21 protein-coding genes and 1 riboswitch are annotated in these 22,957 nt (G+C 36.5%); of the genes, 4 read left to right on the top strand and 17 right to left on the bottom strand.

All coding sequences use genetic code 11. From position 1 onward, the window contains the following. Positions 1–23 precede the first annotated feature (23 nt). The 4 genes from argH to ACTQ5K_RS09285 form a co-directional block, all read right to left on the bottom strand. Positions 24–1,505, bottom strand: coding sequence for an argininosuccinate lyase (argH, locus tag ACTQ5K_RS09270; protein ID WP_048716843.1), 1,482 nt, complete (start codon positions 1,503–1,505; stop codon positions 24–26). Next, the gene (locus ACTQ5K_RS09275) at positions 1,492–2,439 is read right to left on the bottom strand and encodes an amidohydrolase family protein (protein WP_048716845.1); all 948 of its coding nucleotides are present in this window, start codon (positions 2,437–2,439) and stop codon (positions 1,492–1,494) included. The genes argH and ACTQ5K_RS09275 overlap by 14 nt, the downstream gene beginning before the upstream one ends. Before the next feature lie 26 nt (positions 2,440–2,465). Next, on the bottom strand, positions 2,466–3,647 hold the full coding sequence (locus ACTQ5K_RS09280; protein WP_441993827.1) for an ROK family transcriptional regulator: 1,182 nt from the start codon (positions 3,645–3,647) through the stop codon (positions 2,466–2,468). Between the two features lie 594 nt (positions 3,648–4,241). Then, positions 4,242–4,679 (bottom strand): MarR family winged helix-turn-helix transcriptional regulator, encoded by a 438-nt coding sequence (locus tag ACTQ5K_RS09285; protein WP_031538834.1) that lies wholly within the window; start codon positions 4,677–4,679, stop codon positions 4,242–4,244. 188 nt (positions 4,680–4,867) lie between these two features. Here ACTQ5K_RS09285 and ACTQ5K_RS09290 point away from each other — a divergent pair, with 188 nt between their 5' ends. Together ACTQ5K_RS09290 and ACTQ5K_RS09295 are read left to right on the top strand one after the other, a co-directional pair. Further along, positions 4,868–5,323, top strand: coding sequence for a CBS domain-containing protein (locus ACTQ5K_RS09290; protein WP_031538833.1), 456 nt, complete (start codon positions 4,868–4,870; stop codon positions 5,321–5,323). Positions 5,324–5,368: 45 nt separating this feature from the next. Further along, positions 5,369–6,613 (top strand): MFS transporter, encoded by a 1,245-nt coding sequence (locus ACTQ5K_RS09295; RefSeq protein ID WP_441131736.1) that lies wholly within the window; start codon positions 5,369–5,371, stop codon positions 6,611–6,613. Between the two features lie 431 nt (positions 6,614–7,044). Here the strand turns inward: ACTQ5K_RS09295 and ACTQ5K_RS09300 are convergent, their stop codons facing one another. The 12 genes from ACTQ5K_RS09300 to ACTQ5K_RS09355 form a co-directional block, all read right to left on the bottom strand. Beyond that, positions 7,045–7,719 carry a DNA alkylation repair protein gene (locus ACTQ5K_RS09300; RefSeq protein WP_031538636.1) on the bottom strand — a complete coding sequence of 225 codons (675 nt, stop codon included), beginning with the start codon at positions 7,717–7,719 and terminating at the stop codon, positions 7,045–7,047. Between the two features lie 24 nt (positions 7,720–7,743). Next, a complete protein-coding gene (locus ACTQ5K_RS09305; RefSeq protein WP_109768554.1) occupies positions 7,744–8,022 on the bottom strand; it encodes a DUF1398 family protein in 279 nt (92 codons plus the stop codon). Positions 8,023–8,178: 156 nt separating this feature from the next. After that, the gene (locus tag ACTQ5K_RS09310) at positions 8,179–8,541 is read right to left on the bottom strand and encodes a helix-turn-helix domain-containing protein (protein WP_051640991.1); all 363 of its coding nucleotides are present in this window, start codon (positions 8,539–8,541) and stop codon (positions 8,179–8,181) included. A 202-nt stretch (positions 8,542–8,743) separates the two neighbouring features. Continuing rightward, a complete protein-coding gene (locus ACTQ5K_RS09315; protein ID WP_441993828.1) occupies positions 8,744–10,399 on the bottom strand; it encodes a M20/M25/M40 family metallo-hydrolase in 1,656 nt (551 codons plus the stop codon). 226 nt (positions 10,400–10,625) lie between these two features. Then, positions 10,626–11,387, bottom strand: coding sequence for a glucosamine-6-phosphate deaminase (gene nagB / locus ACTQ5K_RS09320; protein WP_031538629.1), 762 nt, complete (start codon positions 11,385–11,387; stop codon positions 10,626–10,628). Positions 11,388–11,399: 12 nt separating this feature from the next. Next, complete coding sequence (locus ACTQ5K_RS09325; protein ID WP_031538627.1) at positions 11,400–12,494, bottom strand: ABC transporter ATP-binding protein; 1,095 nt, start codon at positions 12,492–12,494, stop codon at positions 11,400–11,402. Between the two features lie 101 nt (positions 12,495–12,595). Further along, on the bottom strand, positions 12,596–13,540 hold the full coding sequence (locus ACTQ5K_RS09330) for a carbohydrate kinase family protein (RefSeq protein ID WP_031538625.1): 945 nt from the start codon (positions 13,538–13,540) through the stop codon (positions 12,596–12,598). After that, positions 13,540–14,538, bottom strand: coding sequence for an SIS domain-containing protein (locus ACTQ5K_RS09335; RefSeq protein ID WP_031538624.1), 999 nt, complete (start codon positions 14,536–14,538; stop codon positions 13,540–13,542). Before ACTQ5K_RS09335 ends, ACTQ5K_RS09330 begins: the two co-directional genes overlap by 1 nt. A gap of 4 nt (positions 14,539–14,542) precedes the next feature. Continuing rightward, on the bottom strand, positions 14,543–15,394 hold the full coding sequence (locus ACTQ5K_RS09340) for a carbohydrate ABC transporter permease (protein ID WP_031538622.1): 852 nt from the start codon (positions 15,392–15,394) through the stop codon (positions 14,543–14,545). A 1-nt stretch (position 15,395) separates the two neighbouring features. Next, positions 15,396–16,283, bottom strand: coding sequence for a carbohydrate ABC transporter permease (locus ACTQ5K_RS09345; RefSeq protein WP_031538621.1), 888 nt, complete (start codon positions 16,281–16,283; stop codon positions 15,396–15,398). 90 nt (positions 16,284–16,373) lie between these two features. Continuing rightward, complete coding sequence (locus ACTQ5K_RS09350; protein ID WP_441993829.1) at positions 16,374–17,642, bottom strand: extracellular solute-binding protein; 1,269 nt, start codon at positions 17,640–17,642, stop codon at positions 16,374–16,376. A gap of 11 nt (positions 17,643–17,653) precedes the next feature. Then, positions 17,654–18,739, bottom strand: a complete 1,086-nt coding sequence (locus ACTQ5K_RS09355) for an ROK family transcriptional regulator (RefSeq protein ID WP_441993830.1) — start codon at positions 18,737–18,739, stop codon at positions 17,654–17,656. Positions 18,740–19,365: 626 nt separating this feature from the next. Beyond that, positions 19,366–19,467, top strand: a riboswitch (purine riboswitch). A gap of 79 nt (positions 19,468–19,546) precedes the next feature. Between ACTQ5K_RS09355 and ACTQ5K_RS09360 the strand changes: the two genes are divergently transcribed. Then, entirely contained in the window at positions 19,547–20,620 is a 1,074-nt protein-coding gene (locus ACTQ5K_RS09360) for a solute carrier family 23 protein (protein WP_031538616.1), read from the top strand. Positions 20,621–20,642: 22 nt separating this feature from the next. Then, the gene (locus ACTQ5K_RS09365) at positions 20,643–21,185 is read left to right on the top strand and encodes a phosphoribosyltransferase family protein (protein ID WP_154708573.1); all 543 of its coding nucleotides are present in this window, start codon (positions 20,643–20,645) and stop codon (positions 21,183–21,185) included. Between the two features lie 50 nt (positions 21,186–21,235). Here the strand turns inward: ACTQ5K_RS09365 and ACTQ5K_RS09370 are convergent, their stop codons facing one another. Further along, entirely contained in the window at positions 21,236–22,720 is a 1,485-nt protein-coding gene (locus ACTQ5K_RS09370; protein ID WP_154708574.1) for an aldehyde dehydrogenase family protein, read from the bottom strand. Positions 22,721–22,957: the final 237 nt, after the last annotated feature.

The raw sequence follows: 22,957 nt of genomic DNA on the forward strand, positions 1-22,957 counted from the left end.
TAGAACCCCTCCTATTAAACAAGTTATTTATTATTACTTAACACGTTGTAGCTGTTATGGTGTAGTAGCTGTTTATAAGAAGTAAATTTCTGTCTATATGTTTCTACTTCTTTAGAAAAAGCCTCTACATGTTGAGTGGAGCGTATCCGCTGCCTCTCTGTTTCTTTCGGATTAGGACCTCCTAGTACGGAGCGAACAAGGACAAATTGATAGGGATCAATCGCATTTTTATAATGTGCTTCTGTAAAAACAAGTGGTGTACCCAATATTTCCTTGGCAATTTGTTTAACCAATTCAGCAGAGCCATCATTTATTTTTTTCCCAGAGCTAGATAATTGTTGGACTAAAACACTGGCAATTTGATGAGAATCACGGAAGGATAAATGGCATTCTCTTACAAGCACATCTGCTAATTCCGTGACGGTGGAAAAGCCTTCACAGCACCGGGTAAAGAGCTTATCTACATTCACCTCCATAGATTTAAGAATTTCTGTCAATAATTCGATGATTTGATAAGAATGAGAAAAGCCATTAATAAGAATAGGTTGGATGTCATCCCCGATATCGACAATGTCCCCAAAAGGTGCATTATGTGGCATCATAAATACGGCGTTTATTTCTCCAATTGTTCTACTAATAAGGGATTTGGTATGTTCTAAGGATGATGGATTTCGTTTTTGAGGCATGATGCTTGATGTTTGCACTAAGCTTTCATCTAGCCTGATTGCATCTACTTCATTTGTCGTAAAAAACATAAGATCATGTGTAAAGCGGGACAAGGTGCTTAAGGCAATTTTGATTACACTAGCTATTTCAAGCATATAATCTGCGGCACTAATCGAATCATAGGAATTTTCCATCGCTTTATCAAAAGCTAATTGTGTTGCCATAAAAGGACGGTCAATTGGAAAGCCAGAAGTACCTAGAGCAGCAGCACCCATTGGCGACTGATTTATTCTTTTTAAAAGAGAAAAGCCTCTCTCCAGATCTCTCTCTAAGCTACTATCTATGGCTAAAAGATAATGGGCCAAAGTAGTCGGCTGTGCTTGCTGATTATGTGTATAGGCTGGCATAATCGTTCGTTCATGTTCTTTTGCAAGACCCAGCAATACCTTTTTTAATTCGATAAGCACGGTGAGAAAATGCAAAAGCTTTTCACGAGCTAACATCCTGTACATGGTAGCATCCATATCGTTTCGACTGAAGGCAATATGCATATTCCCTACAAGCTCTTCGCCGATTTCTTGTTTTAAATCTTCTTCTATCATAAAAAATAAGTCTTCAAAGATAGGATCATAATTCTTTCCATAGCCTTTCGCTAATATGCCTTGATTCGCTTTAATGATTTTTTCGGTATCTGCGATTTTTAAGATTTTTTGGCGGGCTAACATGGTAGCATGTGCGATATTAATTTCTAATAAGTAGGGAAGGAAATGTTGCTTGGTAAAATCGTAGGTAGGTTCTAGGATATGATTTACATATATATGTGATCTACTGTCTGGCATTCAGCTGCTTCACTCCCATCTCTAAATTGAGTAAACGGCGTGCATTGTTCCCAAAGATATTCTCCATATCATCCTCTCTCATATTAATTTCTCTGCATACTCTTACCTGATCTTGTAAATATCGATAGGAAAAGCCTCTCGGAAAGCCATTGGAATCTGTGCCAAATATAATTCTTTCTGGTCCAATCAATTCAAATGTTTTTCGAAAGAGCGTCTCTAAATCTAATGGATATGGCATCCATCTTACCCACTGATTAGAGCCAGATGTATCGACATAAACATTTGGGCAGCTCCAGCATAAATGTAACAGCTCTTTGAAGTAGCCTGCACCAAAATGAGGAATAATGATTGGAAGATCTGGGAATTCTCTTGCTACTTGAAAAATCGCAAGGGGAGACATATTTTGATGTTCCACTATTCCACCAGCTCTGCCTAACAATCCAAAATGAATTAAAACTGGCAGTTGGTTATCTGATAAATATTGCCAAACTGGCATTAAGGCTTCATCATGCAACGGTCTATTCACAAGGGGCCCAAACATTTTATAGCCTTTTAATCCTAATTGTTCAATCGCTCTTTTTAGCTCGGGCAGAGCATCGCTACTTTCGATAGAATGATGAGCAAACCCGATAAATCGGTCTGAATGCTCGCTAATTTTCGCAGCCATATCATCATTGTCTTCTGCCGTAAGAAAGTTCATGACTTCTACACCATATGTATCGAGCTCTGCTAGCCATCGATCCATGAGCGGGATTGCTTTTTGCTCGTCTGTTTCCTCTGAAGGATGGGGAAAATCCCAAGTTAACCTCATTCTTTCTGATCTTTCTGCATTATAGGCATCCCCCGTTTTGGATCTTTTAATAAAACTACTGCCTTTTTTCGCAGGTAAATGCCCATGAATATCAACCACTTTAAAAGCATTTTGAAAGAGCATGTATATCTCCCTTCTAATCTATTTTTTCAACTAGACAATAATGCATGTTTTTTCATACAAAGAACGGTTGCGCCAAGCAAGGAAGCATGCGGCAGCTTTGTTAGCATTACCGTTGTTCTACTTTGTTCAGGCAGATAATGCTCGATTCTCGCTTGTAGTTTTGGCAAAAACCAATGGCCTGATTTGGAAATCCCTCCCCCTAATACGATGCATTCAGGATTAAGCAATGCAGCAACATTTATTAAAGATACAGCAAGATGATCCAAAGCCTCGTTAATGATTTTAGCCGCTAGTGCTTCTCCTTCGATTGCCTTTTGAAATATTTTCTCCGCATTCTCCTTCTTTGTAGCAGAACCGCTTTGATACTGTTTCACAATAGACGGACCACCTACCTGATTTTCGAGAAAACCATAGCCCTCAAACACCGATTCAAATCCTTGGCTTGCCTGATCTTTATTAGTAATCATGTAGCCTATTTCTCCAGCTGCATATTGACCACCGCGAAATAATTCTCCATTAATTACAATTCCGCAGCCTACTCCTGTTCCAATCGTTATTAAAACTACATGGGATTTATCTTTAGCAGCACCTTTCCAGCACTCTCCCAACACCGCCATATTCACATCATTTTCAATGTAAATCGGGAAAGGAAAATGCTCTGCCATCTCCCTTTTCAATGGATAGTGGAGCCACCCTAAGCTTGGTGCTTCCATCACGATTCCCTGATCCGAATCAGTAATTCCCGGCGCACCAATCGCCAAAGCCAACACCTTCGTATGACAAATATTTTTGTCTTCTAGCATTGCATTTACTTCACTAACTAGTAAAAGAATAAAATCTTTCTTCAATCCATCCTGTGTATCGATTTTTCGATGAAGAATCAAGCCACCATCCAAATCCATAATCGCTAGTTCTGTCGAGGTTCCGCCAATATCAATGCCAATGGTATATTTAAATTGTTTATCAAAGACTAAATGAACCGGTTTTCGTCCCCCTCTCTTTGCTGCCTTTTTGCTTTCTTTTTCAATTATCCAGCCTTCTTCCACCAGTTCATCTACCAATGCCGATATAGTCGGTTTACTTAGCTTCAATCTTTTTGCCAAACTTGCTCTGGAATAAAGATTATCTCCTTCGATAATTTCTTGTAGCACTTTTCTTTTATTAATTGTCTTCAAGTAGTTGGGAGTTCCTGATTGCAATATACTCATCCATTCCTCCATTCATGGCAGTTAGTAAATCTTCCTTACTTCTTGAATAGTCTATGACTCGCTAGAATGTAATATGTTTATAAATTTTCCGAGGGACAAATAGTGGTTTATTACTTTTTTGAAAAAAAGTTAACTATAGAAGTATCTTTATGGGGATGAACGATTTTTTTCTGATGAGGAAAGCTAAATGTGGGGTTGCTTTTTGGGGTGAACGCCTCTTTTACAACATGATGCAATGCTAGATGTGGTTTTCATTTCCGGGATGAACGCCTTTTTCACTACTTTCAATCCTAATTTTGGTTTTCATTTCCGGGATGAACGCCTTTTTCACTACTTTCAATCCTAATTGTGGTTTTCATTTCCGGGATGAACGCCTTTTTCACTACTTTCAATCCTAATTTTGGTTTTCATTTCCAGGATGAACGCCTTTTTCACTACTTTCAATCCTAATTTTGGTTTTCATTTCCAGGATGAACGCCATTTTTACTTCCCACATTCCTAATTTTGGTTTTCCTTTCCACAATGAACGCCGCTTTCATTACTCACAATGCTAAAAGCGGCTTTCATCTCCAATATGAAAACCGCTTCCCTATCTCATGTATTATTAACATTCATCGCAGACTGATTGTATTTTTTTAACAACCTTGCAAATGTCTCTCGTTCTTCTTCTGACCAAACATTGGTAACTTCTGCTACTCTTTTCTTTCTAAACTGTTTTTCTTTTTTAAATTCTTCTAATCCTATATCGGTTATCTGGAGTGTATAGGCTCTGCCATCTGTTTCATCTGGAATTCGGAACAAGTAGCCTTTCTGTTCCAGTGCTGCTGCCTGCCTACTTACTGTGGAAACATCTAGTTGAAATTCAGTTGCTAGCGCTTTAACACCAGCTGGCCCTTTTGTCACTATTTCATGTAATAACAGATATGCTGACCGATCAAGATTACCATTTTTTTTATGGGAAGACGTGTGTGTAATGCGACGTATCAGAATGGATAATTCAACCTCTAGTTCTTCCAACGATTCTTCATGCATAGATTAACTACCTCACCGTTTCAAAATATTTCTATAAAAATATGATAGCACACTTATTTAATGATTTGTAATGGACAGGGGAAGCTCCATTTCTGAAAATAGAATTGACGTTTTGAAATATAGTTGTATAATACAATTATATAGTTTCCTTATACAACTATTTTTTAAAAATCTAAGGGGGAAAGAAAATGCTAGCCCGTGATATTATGGTAAACCAAGTATATAAAGTGAAGGAAAGCGACACCGTCCGTTCTGTTATCGAAAAATTTATTGATTACAAAATTAGCGGTCTTCCAATAGTCAATGATCGAAATGAAATTGTTGGTTTCATCAGTGATGGAGATGTGTTGCGCTATATTGGTAAACATGATGATCATATTATCGACAGTATTTATTATGCTGTGGTAATTAAAGGCGATGATGAAGATTTTAACCAGAGATTACAAAGTCTCTTGCATTTGAATGTAATGAAAATCGCGAAGAAAAAAGTTGTAAAGGTAGCTTGGGATGAAAAAATAGAAGTGATTGCGGCTTTACTAGGTAAGAAGCAAATAAAAAAAGTGCCCGTTGAAAAAAACGGAATTTTAGCAGGCATTATTAGCCGCGGAGATGTAATACGGAATTCTTTTAAGGAATTAATCTAATACATTTTGAACCAAAGGGATAATAGAAAAAGGGGAGATTTATCCATGCCATCTTTACAATCTGTATCAGCAGATTCAACAAAAAATAATGTAAATACGAGGACTGAAGCTAGCTTGTTAAAACAGCCGAAAGCAGTATGGGCTGTATTTTTTGCTGGGATTATCGCCTTTATGGGTCTCGGTCTCGTTGATCCAATCCTTCCAGCGATTGCAGAGAAGCTTGATGCCTCACAAAGTCAAGTAACCCTGCTCTTCACTAGCTATAATGCGGTAATGGCCGTAGCAATGCTCATTACTGGGATGATTTCATCAAGACTTGGAGTTAAGTGGACACTTATCTTAGGAATAGTAATCATTGCTGTTTTCTCTTGCTTAGGCGGACTTTCAAATGGTATCTGGACACTTGTGGGACTACGCGGCGGATGGGGTCTCGGAAATGCGCTATTTGTAGCAACTGCGCTCGCCGCGATTGTATCTCTATCAAACAGCGGTACTGCAAAAGCAATTATTCTTTATGAAGCTGCTATTGGACTAGGAATCTCTGTTGGGCCTCTTCTAGGTGGCTGGTTAGGGGCTATGTCTTGGAGAGGTCCTTTCCTAGGTGTCGCAGCTTTAATGGTTATTGCCTTTTTTGGTATTTTAATTTTAATGCCAAAAGCTACATTACAGAATAACACGGTTAAGCCAAAAACATCTTTAGCAGATCCGTTTAGGGCACTAAAACACCGTTCCTTGCTTATATTCGGGATTGCTGCTGCATTATATAATTTTGGATTTTTCACATTGTTGGCCTATGCTCCTTTTGTTATGGGCTTAGATGAACATGGATTAGGCTTTGTATTCTTGGGCTGGGGAATTTTATTAGCTGTAACTTCTGTCTTTATGGCACCGAAATTACAAGAGCGCTTCGGTACAGTGAAATCTATGTGTGCCATGTTAACATTGTTTGCAGTAGTGTTAGTTGCGATGGGGATTTGGACATCGACACAATGGGTAATTATCGTAGCGGTTATTGCAGCTGGTGCTTTATTAGGTAACAATAATACACTGATTACAACTGCTGTAATGAATGCAGCTCCTGTTGAACGCTCAACTGCTTCAGCAGCATACAGTTTTCTACGCTTTATAGGTGGTGCCATTGCACCTTTTACAGCTGGTAAATTAGCGGAAATTTTCAATCCATCTGTACCATTCCTAGTAGGAGCAGGATTTGTGTTAGTTTCCGTAGTATTCATCTGGTTTAATAGTAAGCATGTAAGCCATGTAGATGAATTAGGTTCTGGACATTAACACTAAATAGTTAGTGAATATTCGAAATCATTCTAGAGGCTGGGACAAATCTAAATAACTAATCTTTAAAGACGAACAATCTCTAATTTAGCTCTTAAATAAAGCTACTTTTTCATATTAGTTATTTATGGTTTCAAATATATTCAAGTGTAAAAACTAAGTCGTTCCATTGCGCTACAGACTGTCGATGCGCCGGGGAGGAAGCTGAGCCTCCTCGCTGCGCTGCGGGGTCTCAGCCTTTCCTCTATTTCCCGCAGGAGTCGACCGTCCTCCGCTCCATTTCACTTCATTTTTAAACCTTTTTCTAAAATATAAATACGAACGATCATGTAAACTTACCGCATAATCGTTCGTATTTATTGTTGGCTGAAATGTTTATGTCCCAGCCTCTTAATTAAAAGGCTATTTAACAACCTTTACAGAACTATCATTCACAGATTTTTTAAAGCCTCTCGTCGACTAAGTGGCTTTAAATCGTTGAAAGAAACGAAATCTCTCACAGCTACAGGATTCGTTTTTGCATATTCTCGCAGTACCCATCCTATTGCTTTCTGGACAAAAAATTCGTCACTATCAGCTGTAGTAAGAATATATTGAAACAAACGTTTTTCATCTGTTCTCTTCTTATAGTAAAGTTGATATAGCAATGCGGATCTTTGCAACCAAAAATTATCATCTACAATCCATTGATCTGCATATTGAGCTATTAGTTCTGGATAGATTGTGAACAGATTACCCATTATATGTGGAGAAAGCACATCCACCGTATCCCACCATGATTTTTTCACTAATAAAGAACTTAACCATGGTATATCATCTGGGGTAAGCTCTTTTTTTACTTTTTCAAGAATATCAAGAGCTGCTTTTTGATACTCTCTTTCTGATCGTTCCCACAATATAAAAATAATATCTTTTAAGTTTTCTTTTGTTGGGACTCCATATTCACGAAAGAACTGTTTCGTCAGTTTTCGGCGTATTGGTGTTCGAATCCCTAAAAAGGCAAATTGGTTCCGCAAATAATTCTCCGACCATTCCGCATAATCCCTATCCATATGTTGTGTATATAGTTTAACAAGTTCCTCTACATAATTATTTGTTACGTCCATCACTTAGCACCTTATTTTAAATTTTTATATTTTAAGCTGTTCTTCTATTTCTTCTCCTCTTGCTCCAAGGTATAGGACCTTTTTTTCTTGTATGAGTACACGATAGCTGACAATTCCTGCTTCAGCAATCTCTTGCAAGAAAGCTAAGAAAGGGAGTGAGATGTTAGCAATGGCCGCAAGTACCTTCTTTCTATTAAAATTATCTGAAACTACCAAGTTTACCTGGGAATCTGTTTTAAATTCCTTGTATACTCCTTTATAGGTGGCTTGCCCTGTTGCAACTTCGATTTCGTATTCATTAATTCCTCATTGGGACAATTCATCTAAGAATGGAGCAAAATCTATTACACCGTTACTTCTTCTCTGAATAATTTCTTGGAACTCGTTTTCTGTTATTTTGTCATTCATACATAATACCTCCACTAATGATTGTATTTCCTTTCAATGTGTATCATCATTTTAACCTTGAACATACTTCTTATTCTTGTAAAAATGGGACATTATCTTTATGAAGAGAAAAAAATCACTCGGTATGGAGGCTGTATGCTTTCGAAATTCTTTTATAAAGTGTGATTGGTCAGTATATCCAGCTTCAAAAGCTATATCTACCAATTTATTTGTTGTATTCGCCAATTCTAGAGCATATTGAAATTGGACAATTTGTGAGAATGCCTTAGGGGAAACGCCGATTCTCTCCGTAAATTTTCGTCCAAATTGCCTTCTGCTAAGAACTACATCTTGGGCTAATTCATTAATTCGCATGGTACCATGTGTTGCTATTATTTGATTGATTACCCATGAAATCCAAGGATCAGTATCCATTTCTTTGAACTCTTTCCATAACATTTCTTCTGCAAGCGCGTTCCGTCTTTTATATTATCTATTCATATAATATTTGATGTATCTTTTAATAGAAGTTTTTTAAAAAGTTCTATTATTTCCTATTGATTTATAATGGTAATATACCATTTAAAGAACTTTTTAAATAGGATCTCCGTCTCCTTTTTTCCATAACAATATATGACTACTTCCCTAACCAACAAACCGTTAAATCCCTAATCAAATGCGGCAACGTTTCAAACGAGTATGGCTTATAAACTCTCTCTGTCCACCGGTGAGCATCCATCCCATATACGCCAATATTAATAGCTGGAACATTCAGCTCCCTTATCTTATCAACCGGGACTGGGTAAATACTCTTCCATTCAGGAAAATTATGAATAAGGGATTCTATTTCTTCTTCTGTGTCATGAAGGGATAAATAGCTACTGTCTGATAGATAGGGGAAAAATCTTTTGATAGAAAATTGTTCGACTGAACCAGATTCCCATTTTCCTACCACTTCATCGATAACGCCTATTACGCGTTTATCCCGCTTACTTTCTCCTATTAAATAATGATGGGGACAATAAGGTGGAGCAAAAAAGATAATAATACAAGGAACTCCAGTAGAATCTTGCTGCCTTAGGGAATCTACTATTTGAAAACAAACCTCCCGTGGGTCTTCCTCTTTATAGGCAGCTTCCATTTGTTCCGCTATTCCCTCCACATCCACTCCTTGCTTTCGAAGCTTCTCGCAATACTCTTCAAACGTATAAACTTCCATTTCCCATTTGGGCATTTCCTCAGGAAAATGATTACGTAAGGCATACAATTGATACTGCTTCTGATAATAAGTTTCCGTCGTTCTCGCTGCCTTATTCGCAATCCTTTTTAATTTCTCAACTACTACTTGTGGACTATCCTCTAATACCATTAAATTAAAATAAATATGACTCGTTACCGCTGTTTGCACATTATAAAAGTTTTTAGTATCCCGGTGATATAAAACAGACGGCGGTGTCATCAGCTCTCCTTCTACCTGTTCGATCAATTCCATATTATTATTGATAAGACGGTTTAATTCTGAGGTTACAAGCGTTGGATCTAACCCATCTAGCGTTCTTCCAACATGCGTTTCTCTCCCATATACGTAAAAGCAAGGAAGTAGCTTGCCAACTGCTCCCGTATAAATATATTTCTGCTCATCCCCTGGAAAAAGAGAAGTTATGTAATCAGTATTGATTGCTACAATATAATCCAGCTGTTCCTCTTTACGAAGTCGCAGTAGCTCATCAACAGCAGCAATTACTCCAGTATGCTGATTTTCTTCCACTGGATTGACCATAAAGATAATCTCTCCATCCCATTTATCACGATGCTCACTCAGATAAAGAATATTCGCTAGATGAACAGCAATCCCACTCTTCATATCAAGCGCTCCACGTCCAAACATCCAATCACCTGAATGCGCTTGTTCTTGAATCTCTTTATTTCCCTCCCAGCTTTTGAAAAATTCTAGCAAGCGCTCTGGTATATTTGCTAGTTCTTGAATTTTCCCATAGTCATCTGTTCCTACTGTATCTAAATGAGCATGATAAATGACAGTCTTCTTGGATGCACCATTGCCTTTTATCCTTGCAAAAACATTCTTTCTGCCAATTCCATCATTAGGCAAAGGCTGTGTCCGTATCATTTCAGGACTGTCTTTAAAATAAGGAAAACTACGAAGAATTTCCTCTATCTTATTGGCAATCTCAACCTCTCCCACTGTTCCATTAATACTTAGAATGTTTACGAGAGAAGTAGTCAGTAAGTTTACTTGATTGAATGTGGATAGGTTTTCTAGTTTTTTGAACATTTTATCTCACCCTTTTCATTCTGTTGTATTTCGAATCATACCGAATAAAGAGAATATTATCTTTTAATATGTTAAATAATCTTACGTATTTTCTCTCTATCATTAAATCCCTCTGTAAAAAAATAGAAGAATAAAGATCAATTAACCATTAAAACAATAAGAGACATTAGCTATAAACTGTTTTTCTTTACTTATCTAAACAAAAAAGAGCTGGAAATCAGCTCTTCTAGTAAATAATTTCTGTACGTATCATTGGGGGTTTTGGGATGTTTTCTAGTAAATATGCAGCCTGTTTATCTATGACGAATGTAACATTAGTATGCAACTGAAGGAAGGAAGCAGGACATTTTGTTGTCACTTGTCCATTTAGTGCTTGATGTAGCGCTTCTGCCTTTTCTCTTCCAGAAGCAAGTAGGACAATCCTTTTTGCTTTCATAATGCTTCCAACTCCCATTGTTATGGCTTTTTTAGGTACTTCAGCTAATGAAGGGAAAAACCTGGAGTTGGCTTCAATTGTTTTATTCGACAGCTCTACAATATGAGTATATTCTGTTAGATAATCTGTTGGTTCATTAAATCCAATATGTCCATTCTCACCGATTCCTAATAATTGCATATCTATACCGCCAGACTTCCTTATTCGTTCGTCATAAGCCGCTAGATTACTTGATAACCTTTCATCAGGCATATGGGTATTATCAGCATTTATATTCACATGAGAAAATAACTTATCTTTCATGAAAGAGGTATAACTTTGTGGATGGTTCTCTTCCAAACCAATGTATTCATCCAAATTAAAGGAAGTAACTTGACTAAAATCAAGTTCTCTTTTTTTATAAAGAGTAACTAACTTTTGATATAAGCCAATTGGAGTACTACCTGTCGCTAAACCTACAACAGAATCAGGTTTAGCTTTAATTTGATTTGCTAGTATCTTTGCTGCAATAATGCTCATCTCATCATAATTTTCCGTTCGAATAATATTCATCTTATCCTCCTGTTAGCGAATAGCCATTTCTGTATCAGAATCGAAAAAATGAGCTTTATTCATATCAAAAGATAAAGTAATATTTTGACCAAAAGGATAGTTTTTCCCTGCTTTTACCTGGGCTACATAGCTATTATTATTTAATTGAATATATAAATATGCCGCAGAACCCATGTTTTCAATCATATCCATAACACCTGTAATGGTTTGATCAGAATCTATTTCATCTGATAGGTCTTCCGGTCGAATACCAAAAATAATTTCTTTATCCTTATATCCCTTTTTTATTAAAAACTTACCTTTCTCTTCAGGAATAATGAATCGAAGTTCTTCATTCACAAAATAGACAACGTTATTTTCTTCCTTTACTTCTCCTTGAAAAAAATTCATTGATGGAGACCCGATAAAACCTGCCACATATTTATTCGCAGGAGATTGATATATCTCTATTGGTGTTGCTACTTGCTGTATAACACCATCATGCATAACAACAATTCGGTCTGCCATTGTCATAGCTTCTGTTTGATCATGAGTTACATATACAAAAGTTGCTTCTAGCCTTTTATGTAACTTTATCAATTCAGATCTCATCTGCACACGAAGTTTTGTGTCTAAATTAGATAATGGTTCATCCATTAGAAATACTTGAGGCTCCCTAACAATAGCACGACCAATTGCCACCCTTTGACGTTGTCCACCAGATAAAGCTTTTGGTTTTCGATCCAATAAGTTCTCCAAGCTCAGAATTCTAGCGGCTTCTTGCACCCGTTTATCAATCTCTTCCTTCGAAAATTTTCGAAGTTTTAATCCATAAGCCATGTTTTGATAAACATTCATATGCGGATAGAGGGCGTAATTTTGAAAAACCATGGCAATATCTCGATCTTTCGGAGCTAGATCATTTACTTTTCTATCCCCTATAAATAAATCACCTTCTGTAATTTCTTCCAATCCTGCAATCATTCTTAATGTAGTTGATTTACCACAACCCGATGCTCCCAAAAACACTAAAAATTCTCTATCCTGTACTTCTAAATGAAAATCTTTTACTGTGTAATCATGGTGATCATATTTCTTTTTAACATGTACTAATTTTAATCCAGCCATCTTCTTCTCCTCCTAATGGGGATCCTACCTTCCCATATAAGCTGATCTTCCCCTACAGCATTTTCTAAAATCGAATCTTTCACAAAAAGTTCGGTCTTTTTTTAAATAGACTTCATGGAAAAAGAGTTATTTAAAACACTTACTCTTTCTTCAATTTCCATTAAAGTTGGATAACGGTTTTCTTTTCGTGAAACAACAAAACTAGCTAATGCATTCCCAAATATAAGGCTTTGCTGAATATCTTGATGCTGAACAATAGAATAAATAAATCCGGCATTAAAGCTATCACCCGCACCTGTTGTGTCAAATGCTTTAACAGGAAATCCTTTTTGGTGGATTGTTTGATTTTTCGAATAGAAGCTAGACCCGTCTTTTCCTCGTTTCACTACTATATTCGTTGCACCATTTAAAAATAAATACTGGACTGCCTTCTCAATTTCTTTGATACCAGTTAAATAAACTAATTCATCATCATTCGGCATAAAATAATCAATATATGGGAGAAGTTGGATAATATCTTGTTTACTTTTTGCACTCCAACCATCAATAGCAGAATTAGCATCAAAAAAGGTAAGCTGGCATGCTTTTTTCGCTTTTATCAGGCACTCTTTTGCTCCATCTACCCCCATTTTCGGCAGGAGAAAATATCCATAAAACAACGTTGCTTTCGCGTCTTCAAATCGCTCTACTTTTTCAATCGTTTCTTTTGTAAAACAGTTAAAGTTCCCTCTATAAGTGACAAAATATCTTGCACCGTCTTCTTTCACTATAGCTACAGAAACAGCTGTCGGTGTTTCTGTTCTCGTTACTCCATCTTCCATTAAAGGAAGCATTTCATCATATATTTTTTGTCCATAATCATCGTATCCAACTGTCGCAATAACTCTTGGTTTCACTCCTAATTTAGCAAGAGGAAAAATTAGATTTGCCACACCACCAGGGCGAAGAATCATATCATCAACCAAAAACTCTTCTCCAAAATCAGGTCGATCTTTTATTTGTGCTAATATTAAATCTGCATTTAAATTCCCAACTAAATTTATCATTATTCTTTACCTGTAACTTTACTAATGATTTTAGCTTCACCTGCGACTAATCCTCGTTTTTTTGATAAAACGACTGCAGCAAGCTGAATGACAAGAGAATATGGAATGATACTTACTAACTCACTAACAGATGGAATAGCAAACGCTAGGACATTTTTATGCTCGATTGGCTCATCGGACACATAGATAACTTTCGCTCCTAATTCTGCCATTTCAAGTACATACTTCTTATTACTCTCATAGGTTTTGCCTTTTGGATTAAAGAATATCGCTTGCAGATTTTCCTCTATTAATTCAAATGGTCCATGTCTAAATTGTGGTGCAGACATAGCCTCTGCAAAAATTCGTGATGTTTCTTTTAGTGTCAATGATCCTTGTTCAGCTGTTAATACACTTGGACCTCTTCCTAATAATACCAATGGTCTATCAGGATCGATAAATCCTCCAATTTTCTCCATATATTCATCGGCATTAGCTAATTGGCTCTCCATTATATTAGCTGCTTCATATAATTCATCAGAAAAATCTTTTCCGACAATTCTAGATCCAAGAAGAAGCAACAATGCTGCAGTTGATGTAAAGGACTTAGTGGATGCAATCGCATTTTCCTTTCCTGCGTGTGTATAAAAAGCTGTTGTTGCATTTTTATCTAATGTACTATTTCTATTATTAGTTATTGCTATTATTCCTTCCTTTTTTTCAGTGAAATGAATCGCCTCAAAGCTTTCCCCACTTTGGGAAATAACAATAATATTGAATTTATCTAAATAACTTTCTGGATAGTAATAAAGTAATTCAGAGTTATCAATTGCGATTGCTGGTATCCCATTTTGTTGTAAAGTCATCACAAGTAGTCCAGCAGCAGCAAGAGAACTTCCCATTCCTGTTAGCAATAATAGTTTTTCAGGATCTAACTTTAAACTTGAATCTTTATTTTGATCAATTGTTTCTCTTATAACTTTTGGTTGTTCATTCATTTCATTAAAAAATATAGTCATTAAATTACCCCTTATCTGCACCTTCTGAAAGGCCACTAATGATGTATTTTTGGAAAAATAAAGCTAAAATAATCGGTGGTATAGAAGCTAATAATCCACCTGTAATTTGCATACCAAAGTCAATCATTCCTCTTTTTGAAAACTCCGATATAGCGACTGTGATAGTTTTTGCATCATAGGAAGAAGTGAAAATACTTGCGAACATAAATTCATCCCATGTCATTAACATAACAAATATTCCTGCGGCAATTATTCCAGGTAGAGAAATCGGAATAATAAATTTAAAAAGGACCCCTAAGTGAGAGTCACCATCGATAAAGGCAGCCTCTTCCATCGCTTTTGGAATAGAGCGAAAATAACTTTGAAGCATCCAGATAACAAATGGCAAATTAAAAGCAGTATACATGAAAATCAATGTTATCTTTTTATTGGTCATTCCCATTCGCGCAAAAATTACATATAACGGGATTAACAAAACTACTTCTGGAACCATTCTAAATCCTAAAACAGAAAGAAGCATCGGTTCTTTCCCTTTAAATCGGAATCTCGCATAAGCATAAGCCGCAAAAATCCCAATAAACAAAGTTAAAATAGTACTAGATAACGAAATAATCAAACTATTTTTCATTGCTGTTAAAAAAGGTGGAATACTACCGTCACTTGCTGAACCAGAAAAGACATTTATATAATTTTCTAATGTCCATTTCTCAGGCCAGATATGAAAGGTTCTTGCATTTAAATCTCCATTGGATGAAAAAGTAGCAATTACTAGTAAAATAACTGGTGTTAAAGTAAAAACCAGGACAGCAATCACTCCAACATACGTTAATAACTTTTGAAATGTCGTTTTTCTCATGTTATTGCTCCACATTCTTGTATAGAATTTTTATATAAACGAAAGCTATTATCATCGTAAAAATAGACATGATAAAAGCAATGGATGCGCCATAACTAAACTTACCGTACATCATAGATGATTCATATGTTAAAAAGGACAGTACTTGCGTGCCTCCAGCAGGTCCCCCTCCAGTCATGATATAAATAATATCGAAGACTTTAAATGCTTCCATCGTTCTCATCACTAACGCAACTAGTATAGCAGGGCTTAACATTGGCAATGTAATTGTGAAAAAACGTTTCATTGCATTTGCACCATCTACACGTGCTGCTTCGTACATATAGCCTGGCAAGGATTGAAGGGCTGCTAATAATATTAAGGCAATAAAAGCTGTATTTTTCCAAACGTCAGCAATAATAACAGCATTCATCGCTGAAAATGCACTTCCTAAAATATTGGCATATCCATCAGTCAATCCAAGTACCGATAGTAGTTTTGTAATCGTTCCGTGATCTGCATCGTAAAGCCACTTCCAAAGTACTGCATTTACTATAGTCGGAAAAGCCCAAGGAATCAGCATTAATCCTCTAACGATACCTCTTCCTTTGAATTTTTCATTTAAAATAAGTGCAATCGCTAAACCTAACAGAAATTCAAGACCTACTGAGACAGCAGTAAAATGAAGTGTTTTTGTAAAAGAAGACCAAAAAACACCACTTTTTAATGCCTCAAAATAATTTTCTAACCACACAAAATTCCAGAGATTCGGATTATCTAACTTATGGACATTTTTCGTTAAATCAATAAAACTAATAAAAATGGCATAAAATAGAGGTAGTAAGGTAACACACAAGATGACAAGAAAACTTGGAATTAAATAAGAGTAAGGTCTAATTTTTTTTACCATTTGTACCTCCAAACTAGTGTTTAATCACATTAACTGTTTGATGAGGAATTAGAATTCTTTATTTCTAATTCCTCTTTTTCCTTAATTCTTTTATTTTGCCTGTAATTCCTTAACAATTTCGGCTACTTCATCTAAAGCCTCTTTCGGTTCTTTTTCCCCTACCAATACTTCTTGAAGACGTACTTGTAATTCTTTAGAGAATTCATTGTAATCTTCGATAGCAGGTCTTGAAATAGTAGAACCTAATTGAACTTCCATTTCTTTTAATGCACCATGGTTTTCATTTAGTTCTTTATCTTCGTATAAATCTTTCCAAGTAGAGAGTGCTCCTGCTTTTAAGGATTGTTCTTTTTGAATATCTTTACTTCCAAGAAACTCCATGAATTTCCATGCTGCTTCTGAATGTTTTGATTGTGAAGTAATAGCTAGATACATAGATCCTGTTGTGGTTGCATTCGGCGCACCTTCTACCGCAGGAATCAATCCAACCTTCACATTTCCTCTTACAGGTGAATTATCTGCATTGATTTCTCCCCAGTAAAAAGACCATCCAGAAACAAACGCTGTTTTTCCATTTATAAAGGCATCTAATATTTGGCGATCATTATTATTGATGGATGCTTTATCAATCGTGCCATCTTTTAATGAATTAGCCATAAACTCCAATGCGGCTACCCCTTTCTCGTCATTAAAAGTAGGATTTCCAGATGCATCAAAATACGAACCACCAAATGATCCTAAAAATTGTGTATAATAAGCAACTAGGCCTTCTGTTGCTGTCCATCCCCATGAGCTTGCTGCTCCATCCGTAATTCCTTTTGCCTCTAAAGCTTTTGACATTTCAGTGAATTCAACCCATGTTTTCGGTGGATGATCATACCCAGCTTTTTTTAGCATTTCTTCGTTATAATAAAAGAAGAGCACATCGTTAAACATAGGAATACCATAATAATCGTCTTTATAAGAAGCTATATCTAAACTCGATTGTAAAATGCCTGTTTTCATATCATCTGTAAATCTATCTGTAACTGGTTGTATAAATGCTGATTCTGCATATTCAGCTGTCCAGATTTCATCTACATCCACAATATCGTATGCAGCATTTCCACTCGCATTAAAAGAAGCTAATTCTTTATCATGGAGTTGATCATATGCCACGCTGTCTAATTCTACTTTAATATCAGGATATTTCTCATTGAATTCTTTTACTGCTTCTTCTCTAAATCCTGCAAAGTCATCACTTGATAAAACACGAATTGTCTCAACACCATCTTCTGACGCATCCTCATTAGATGAACATCCAGCTAGTAAAGCCAATGAAAGAACAGGTAACACGAACCATTTTGAATACTTTTTCATGATTATCCTCCTTATATTGTTTCTTGTATTTGTTCGAAAACATATTTTATGGCTCCAAGTGGAGAAGCATATTTTTCCAAACACCCCCTATTAACTGTTACCGGATAAGTTGATAACTGCGAAACATTTTTTTCTATTTTTCCTACATAAGAATCAAAATAGCTTGCTTTAACCCCACCTATTATGATCTTTTCAGGATTTAACAGACTCACTACATTTGCTAGAGTAATAGATAGATAGTTTATTATTTCTTCCATATTTATGGAATCAAGCTTTTTTTTTTCTATATCTTCTAGCCATTTTGTAAACTTACTTTCAAGAGAGCCAAACTCTCCCTTTTTATTTAAGATTCCTTTTTCTATATCTGTTTGATCTAAAAAGTAACCAATCTCACCTGCTGAATAGGAATGTCCTAAAATTAATTGACCATTGGCGATGATAGAACTTCCGACACCTGATCCGAAAGCTATGTAAAACATGTCCATTGTTTCTTTTCCATTTCCTAACCATCGTTCTCCTAATGCCGCCGAATTGACATCATTATGGACAAATACAGGAAATGGAAATACTCCTTGCATATGTTCTTTTACATTGAAATCTTTCCATCCTAATAAAGGAGCATCGATAACTATTGCATTTGTACTATCAACAATAGATGGTACCGTTATTCCTAAACCTAAGATTAATTGCTGATCGATGTCTAATTCATCTAAAAATTGTAGAATACCACCAATTATTTCATTCATCTTGTTGGTCAATGGTAGTGTTTGTTCTTTATAAATCTCCCCATTTAAGTCGGTTAAAATGTGCAAGATACCTTTATCTCCAATTTCTATTCCAAGACCATAGGCAGACTTCGGGTTAAACCCGAGTTCAATTCCTCTTCTTCCACCTTCTTTGGTAGAATCACCTAGCCCTAATTCTGTAACAAATTTCTTTGCTAATAGATCATCTACAATTAGGGAAACCGTAGATCTACTTAAACCTAGTGATTTTGCAACCTTAGCACGACTAATTGGTTGTTCATTTCTTATCGTTTCCAAGACTAATGTTCGATTCATTCTTTTAATAAAATCTAAATTTCCAATCCTACTCATCTTCCACACCTCTATTCGTATTTAAATAGTCATTTATTAGAGCAATTATTCCATTTAGATTGGTAAGTTTCAGTTTGTTTTGACTTAGTACAAACAATCAATAAACAAACTATAGATTATTAAAAATATTCTGTCTATTAACTTGTTAAATTATCTTACATATTTTTTTGATATTCCCTCTAATTCCCTTTAAATTTCTCCCGTTCAGCTGAATCAACTTTAAACCTTTTCACTAATATCAAAATATCTTTAGAAAAATACTTAAAGTAGATATATCTGATAATTCTCCATGTGGGTTCAGCACGTTTTTCTAAGCAAAAATCTACATCTACATAATTTAAATCCAACATAACTTGCTTAGGATTTGACAACTTAGATTGAAACTAACTGTACTTCGCTTTAATCAAATATTTCCTTTGCAAAGTTTATCATATCTTTTGTCAGGCTCGACCATTACCCTCAGCATTATAAACACTTATCCAAGGCTCTTATATGCACTCATAAACTGTCGAACGTACATTTTGGATATAAAAGAGGTTTATTTTATACAGATACCCATAAAAAGAACATTTTATAATTTTCCGAATTTTATATTTAAAATCCGAATATTATACGCTATAATGATGACATTATACGACAAATACCCCCTTATAATTCCGGTAATATGGTCTGGAAGTCTCTACAGAGTGGCCGTAAATCACTCTACTATGGACGGAAAATTTCTTTTTTCTAGAAACCGTTCTTTTTCTGCTGAACGGTTTTTTTCTATAGGAGGCAACAAGCGGGAAATAGAAAAGGAGAAGGAAAATGGAAGATATACTTAAAGACATACTTGCGGCATTAAGTGTTGTATTAAATGGATTGCCACAAGGATTACTGGCACTTTCCTTTGGATTCGCATCTGTACCAACTGCATTAGCATTTTTTGTGGGGGCTGTTGGGAATAGCTTAACAAGTAATGTGGCTGTTATTTCCTTTCAAGCCGAAACAATCGCCGTTGCAGGAACAATGGGTAAAAATATGAGAGAACGACTTTCTTCGATCTTTTTTGGTGCTCTTTTATTAGTTATCATTAGTATCTTTGGATTGATGGAGCAGATTGTTACCTGGATTGGTCCTGTTATTACAAATGGAATGATGGCAGGTGTTGGTTTCATGCTTGCGAAGGTTGCGTGGGATATGGCAAAAAATGATCGAATCATTGGCATAACTTCTTTTGCAAGTGCTTTACTGACCTATATTATTACAAAGGACTTAGTGTATACAATCACTATTTCTGTCATACTTTCTAGCATTGTCTATCATTTCACGAAAAAAGAGGGTGTCACTGTCACAAAAAACATATTAGAAGATAAATTTAAGCTTCAAAAATTCATTGTGAATTCTTCGGTTATTCGTGGGGCATTAGCTCTTGTTTGTTTAAACATTGGGGCAAATATTGCCTTTGGTAAAATCAATGGAGAAATCGCTGGAGAAAGTGTAAATATTGATACTCTTACAATCATAAGTAGTTTAGCTGACATGGCTTCTTCCCTGTTTGGCGGAGGACCAGTCGAAGTAATTATTTCAGCCACAGCATCTGCCCCACATGCCGTTTGGGCAGGCGTTTTAACAATGGCAATAATGGCAGCTATCTTACTCTTTAAACTCTTACCAAAAATCGGAAAGTATGTACCTAGTTCTTCAATTGCCGGCTTTCTATTCGTTTTAGGAGCAATCGTGACATTACCAGGAAACGCGACTGCTGCACTAACTGGCACTGAAGCTGGTTCTCCTATCGTTGCTGCTGTAACCATAATTGTTACAGCTATCGCTGATCCATTTTTCGGACTATTAGCTGGAGTTGTTATGGAATTTCTACTAGGAATCTTTGGAGTTTAAAAGAATAGGAGGGTTTTATTAATTGGAAACTTATACACTAAGAGTCGCAGGAGTAAAAAGAGAATTACCTATAATCCCTATTTCTAAGGAATTAAAGATTGCAAGCTTTGTAATCTTAGGAGACACAGAAATAGTTGCTGCTTCCGCTCCTTTACTAGCAGAACATTTGAATGGAGTAGACTATTTAGTTACAGCAGAAGCAAAAGGAATCCCACTTGTATATGAATTAGCTAAACAATTAGAAATGAATGAATACATCGTTGCCCGAAAAAATGTGAAACCATATATGAATGAACCACTAATCAATCAAGTAGTTTCCATTACGACTCAAAAGGAACAATTACTCTGTCTGGATGGTAAAGACGCAGCCAAAATTAAAGGAAAGCAGATTGCCCTAATTGATGACGTCATTAGTACAGGAGAATCTATGCGAGTACTCGAAGAACTTGTTAGCAAGGCAGGTGGAATCGTTGCTGCTAAGGCAGCGATTCTAGCAGAAGGGGCTGCAGTTGAAAGAGACGATATCATCTACTTAGAAAAGCTACCAATTTTCAAGGGAAATTGAATAAAACAAAGGAAGCAGTAGAATCTTCTCTCTGCTTCCCACCGTTTCTCTTATTGCATCGAAACCCAAACACTCTTCACTTCCGTATAGTTATTCAAAGCATAGGATCCCATTTCGCGGCCGATTCCGGATTGTTTGTAGCCACCGAATGGGGATGCTGCGTCGAATGTATTGTAGCAGTTGACCCAAACAGTTCCGGCACGTAGCTTGCTAGCAATATAGTGGGCGTTTGCAATATCTCTCGTCCATACGCCTGCTGCTAATCCGTACTCACTATTGTTGGCCCGATTGATTAATTCATCTAAATCATCATAAGGCATAGCGGAAATAACTGGTCCGAAGATTTCCTCCTTGGCAATAGTCATTTCATCGCGAACATCGGCGAATACTGTCGGAGAAACGAAGTAGCCTTCTTCTCGTGGATTAAAGCCACCTGCTACTAGCTGTGCCCCTTCCTTCAACCCTCTCTCAATATAGCCAAGAACACGCTGCTGCTGTTCAGCAGAAACGAGCGGTCCAATTTCTGTATCACCGTGGATACCCGCACCTTGCTTAATGTTTTTGGCCTGTGCAGCCATATCTGCAACGACATTATCAAAATGCTTCTTCTGGATGAACACCCGTGAGCCTGCACAACATACCTGTCCCTGGTTGAACATAACACCATTCAATGCTCCTGGAATTGCTTTTGTTAAATCCGCATCAGGAAGGATAATGTTCGGTGATTTCCCACCAAGCTCCAGTGTTACTCTCTTCAATGTTTTCGAAGCATTAGACATAATCATTTTTCCAACTTCTGTTGAACCTGTAAAAGCGATTTTATCAACTAACGGATGATCAACTAGTGGCTGCCCCGCTGTTTCTCCAAATCCAGGAACAATATTTACGACGCCATCTGGGAACCCAGCTTCCTGCATTAGTTCTGCTAAATAAAGAGCAGATAGTGGTGTTTGCTCAGCTGGCTTCAGCACAACCGTACATCCTGTGGCAAGTGCCGCTCCAAGCTTCCACATCGCCATAAGAAGTGGGAAATTCCACGGAATTATTTGCCCAACTACACCGACCGCCTCATGACGTGTATAGTTAAAGTATGGACCACTAACAGGGATTGTCTGTCCAACAATCTTTGTACTCCATCCAGCATAATAGCGCATATGCTCAATGGCTAAAGGAATATCGGCATTCGTCGTTTCACGGATTGGTTTTCCATTATCTAGCGTTTCTAATTGGGCAAGTTCTTCGCTATTTTCCTCCATCAAATCAGCCAATATGTACATAAGACGACTACGCTCAGAAGCACTCATTTTTGACCACGGACCCTCATCAAACGCTTTTCGTGCAGCCTTCACTGCTAAATCAATATCTTCCACACCCGCTTCATAGACACTTGCTAAAACTTCTCCAGTCGCTGGATTATAACTATCGAACGTTTTTTGCGATTTACTCTCCACAAACTCCCCATAAATAAATAACTTTTTCTTACCACTCAGGAACTTTTCAACCTTTTCTTTTAAAACTACAGTCTGTTGGTTCATCGAATTCCTCCTTAAAAAGTATATTTAACGGTCAAGTACCAATTTTAGAAAACGCTTACAAAAATAATATTAACACTGTGAAAATAGAGATACAATAAATATAAAGGGAAAAATTTCGAGAGAATTTGACATTACGACGGCAAATGACATCTAGTGACATTAGTAGAGGGATAGTCCTTGAGTAATTAATCGACATACAAAAACTATCCCTAAGCTTTAATTAATAATAATAAGAAA

The organism is Niallia sp. Sow4_A1 (assembly GCF_052116745.1).
GTDB lineage: Bacteria > Bacillota > Bacilli > Bacillales > Cytobacillaceae > Niallia > Niallia hominis.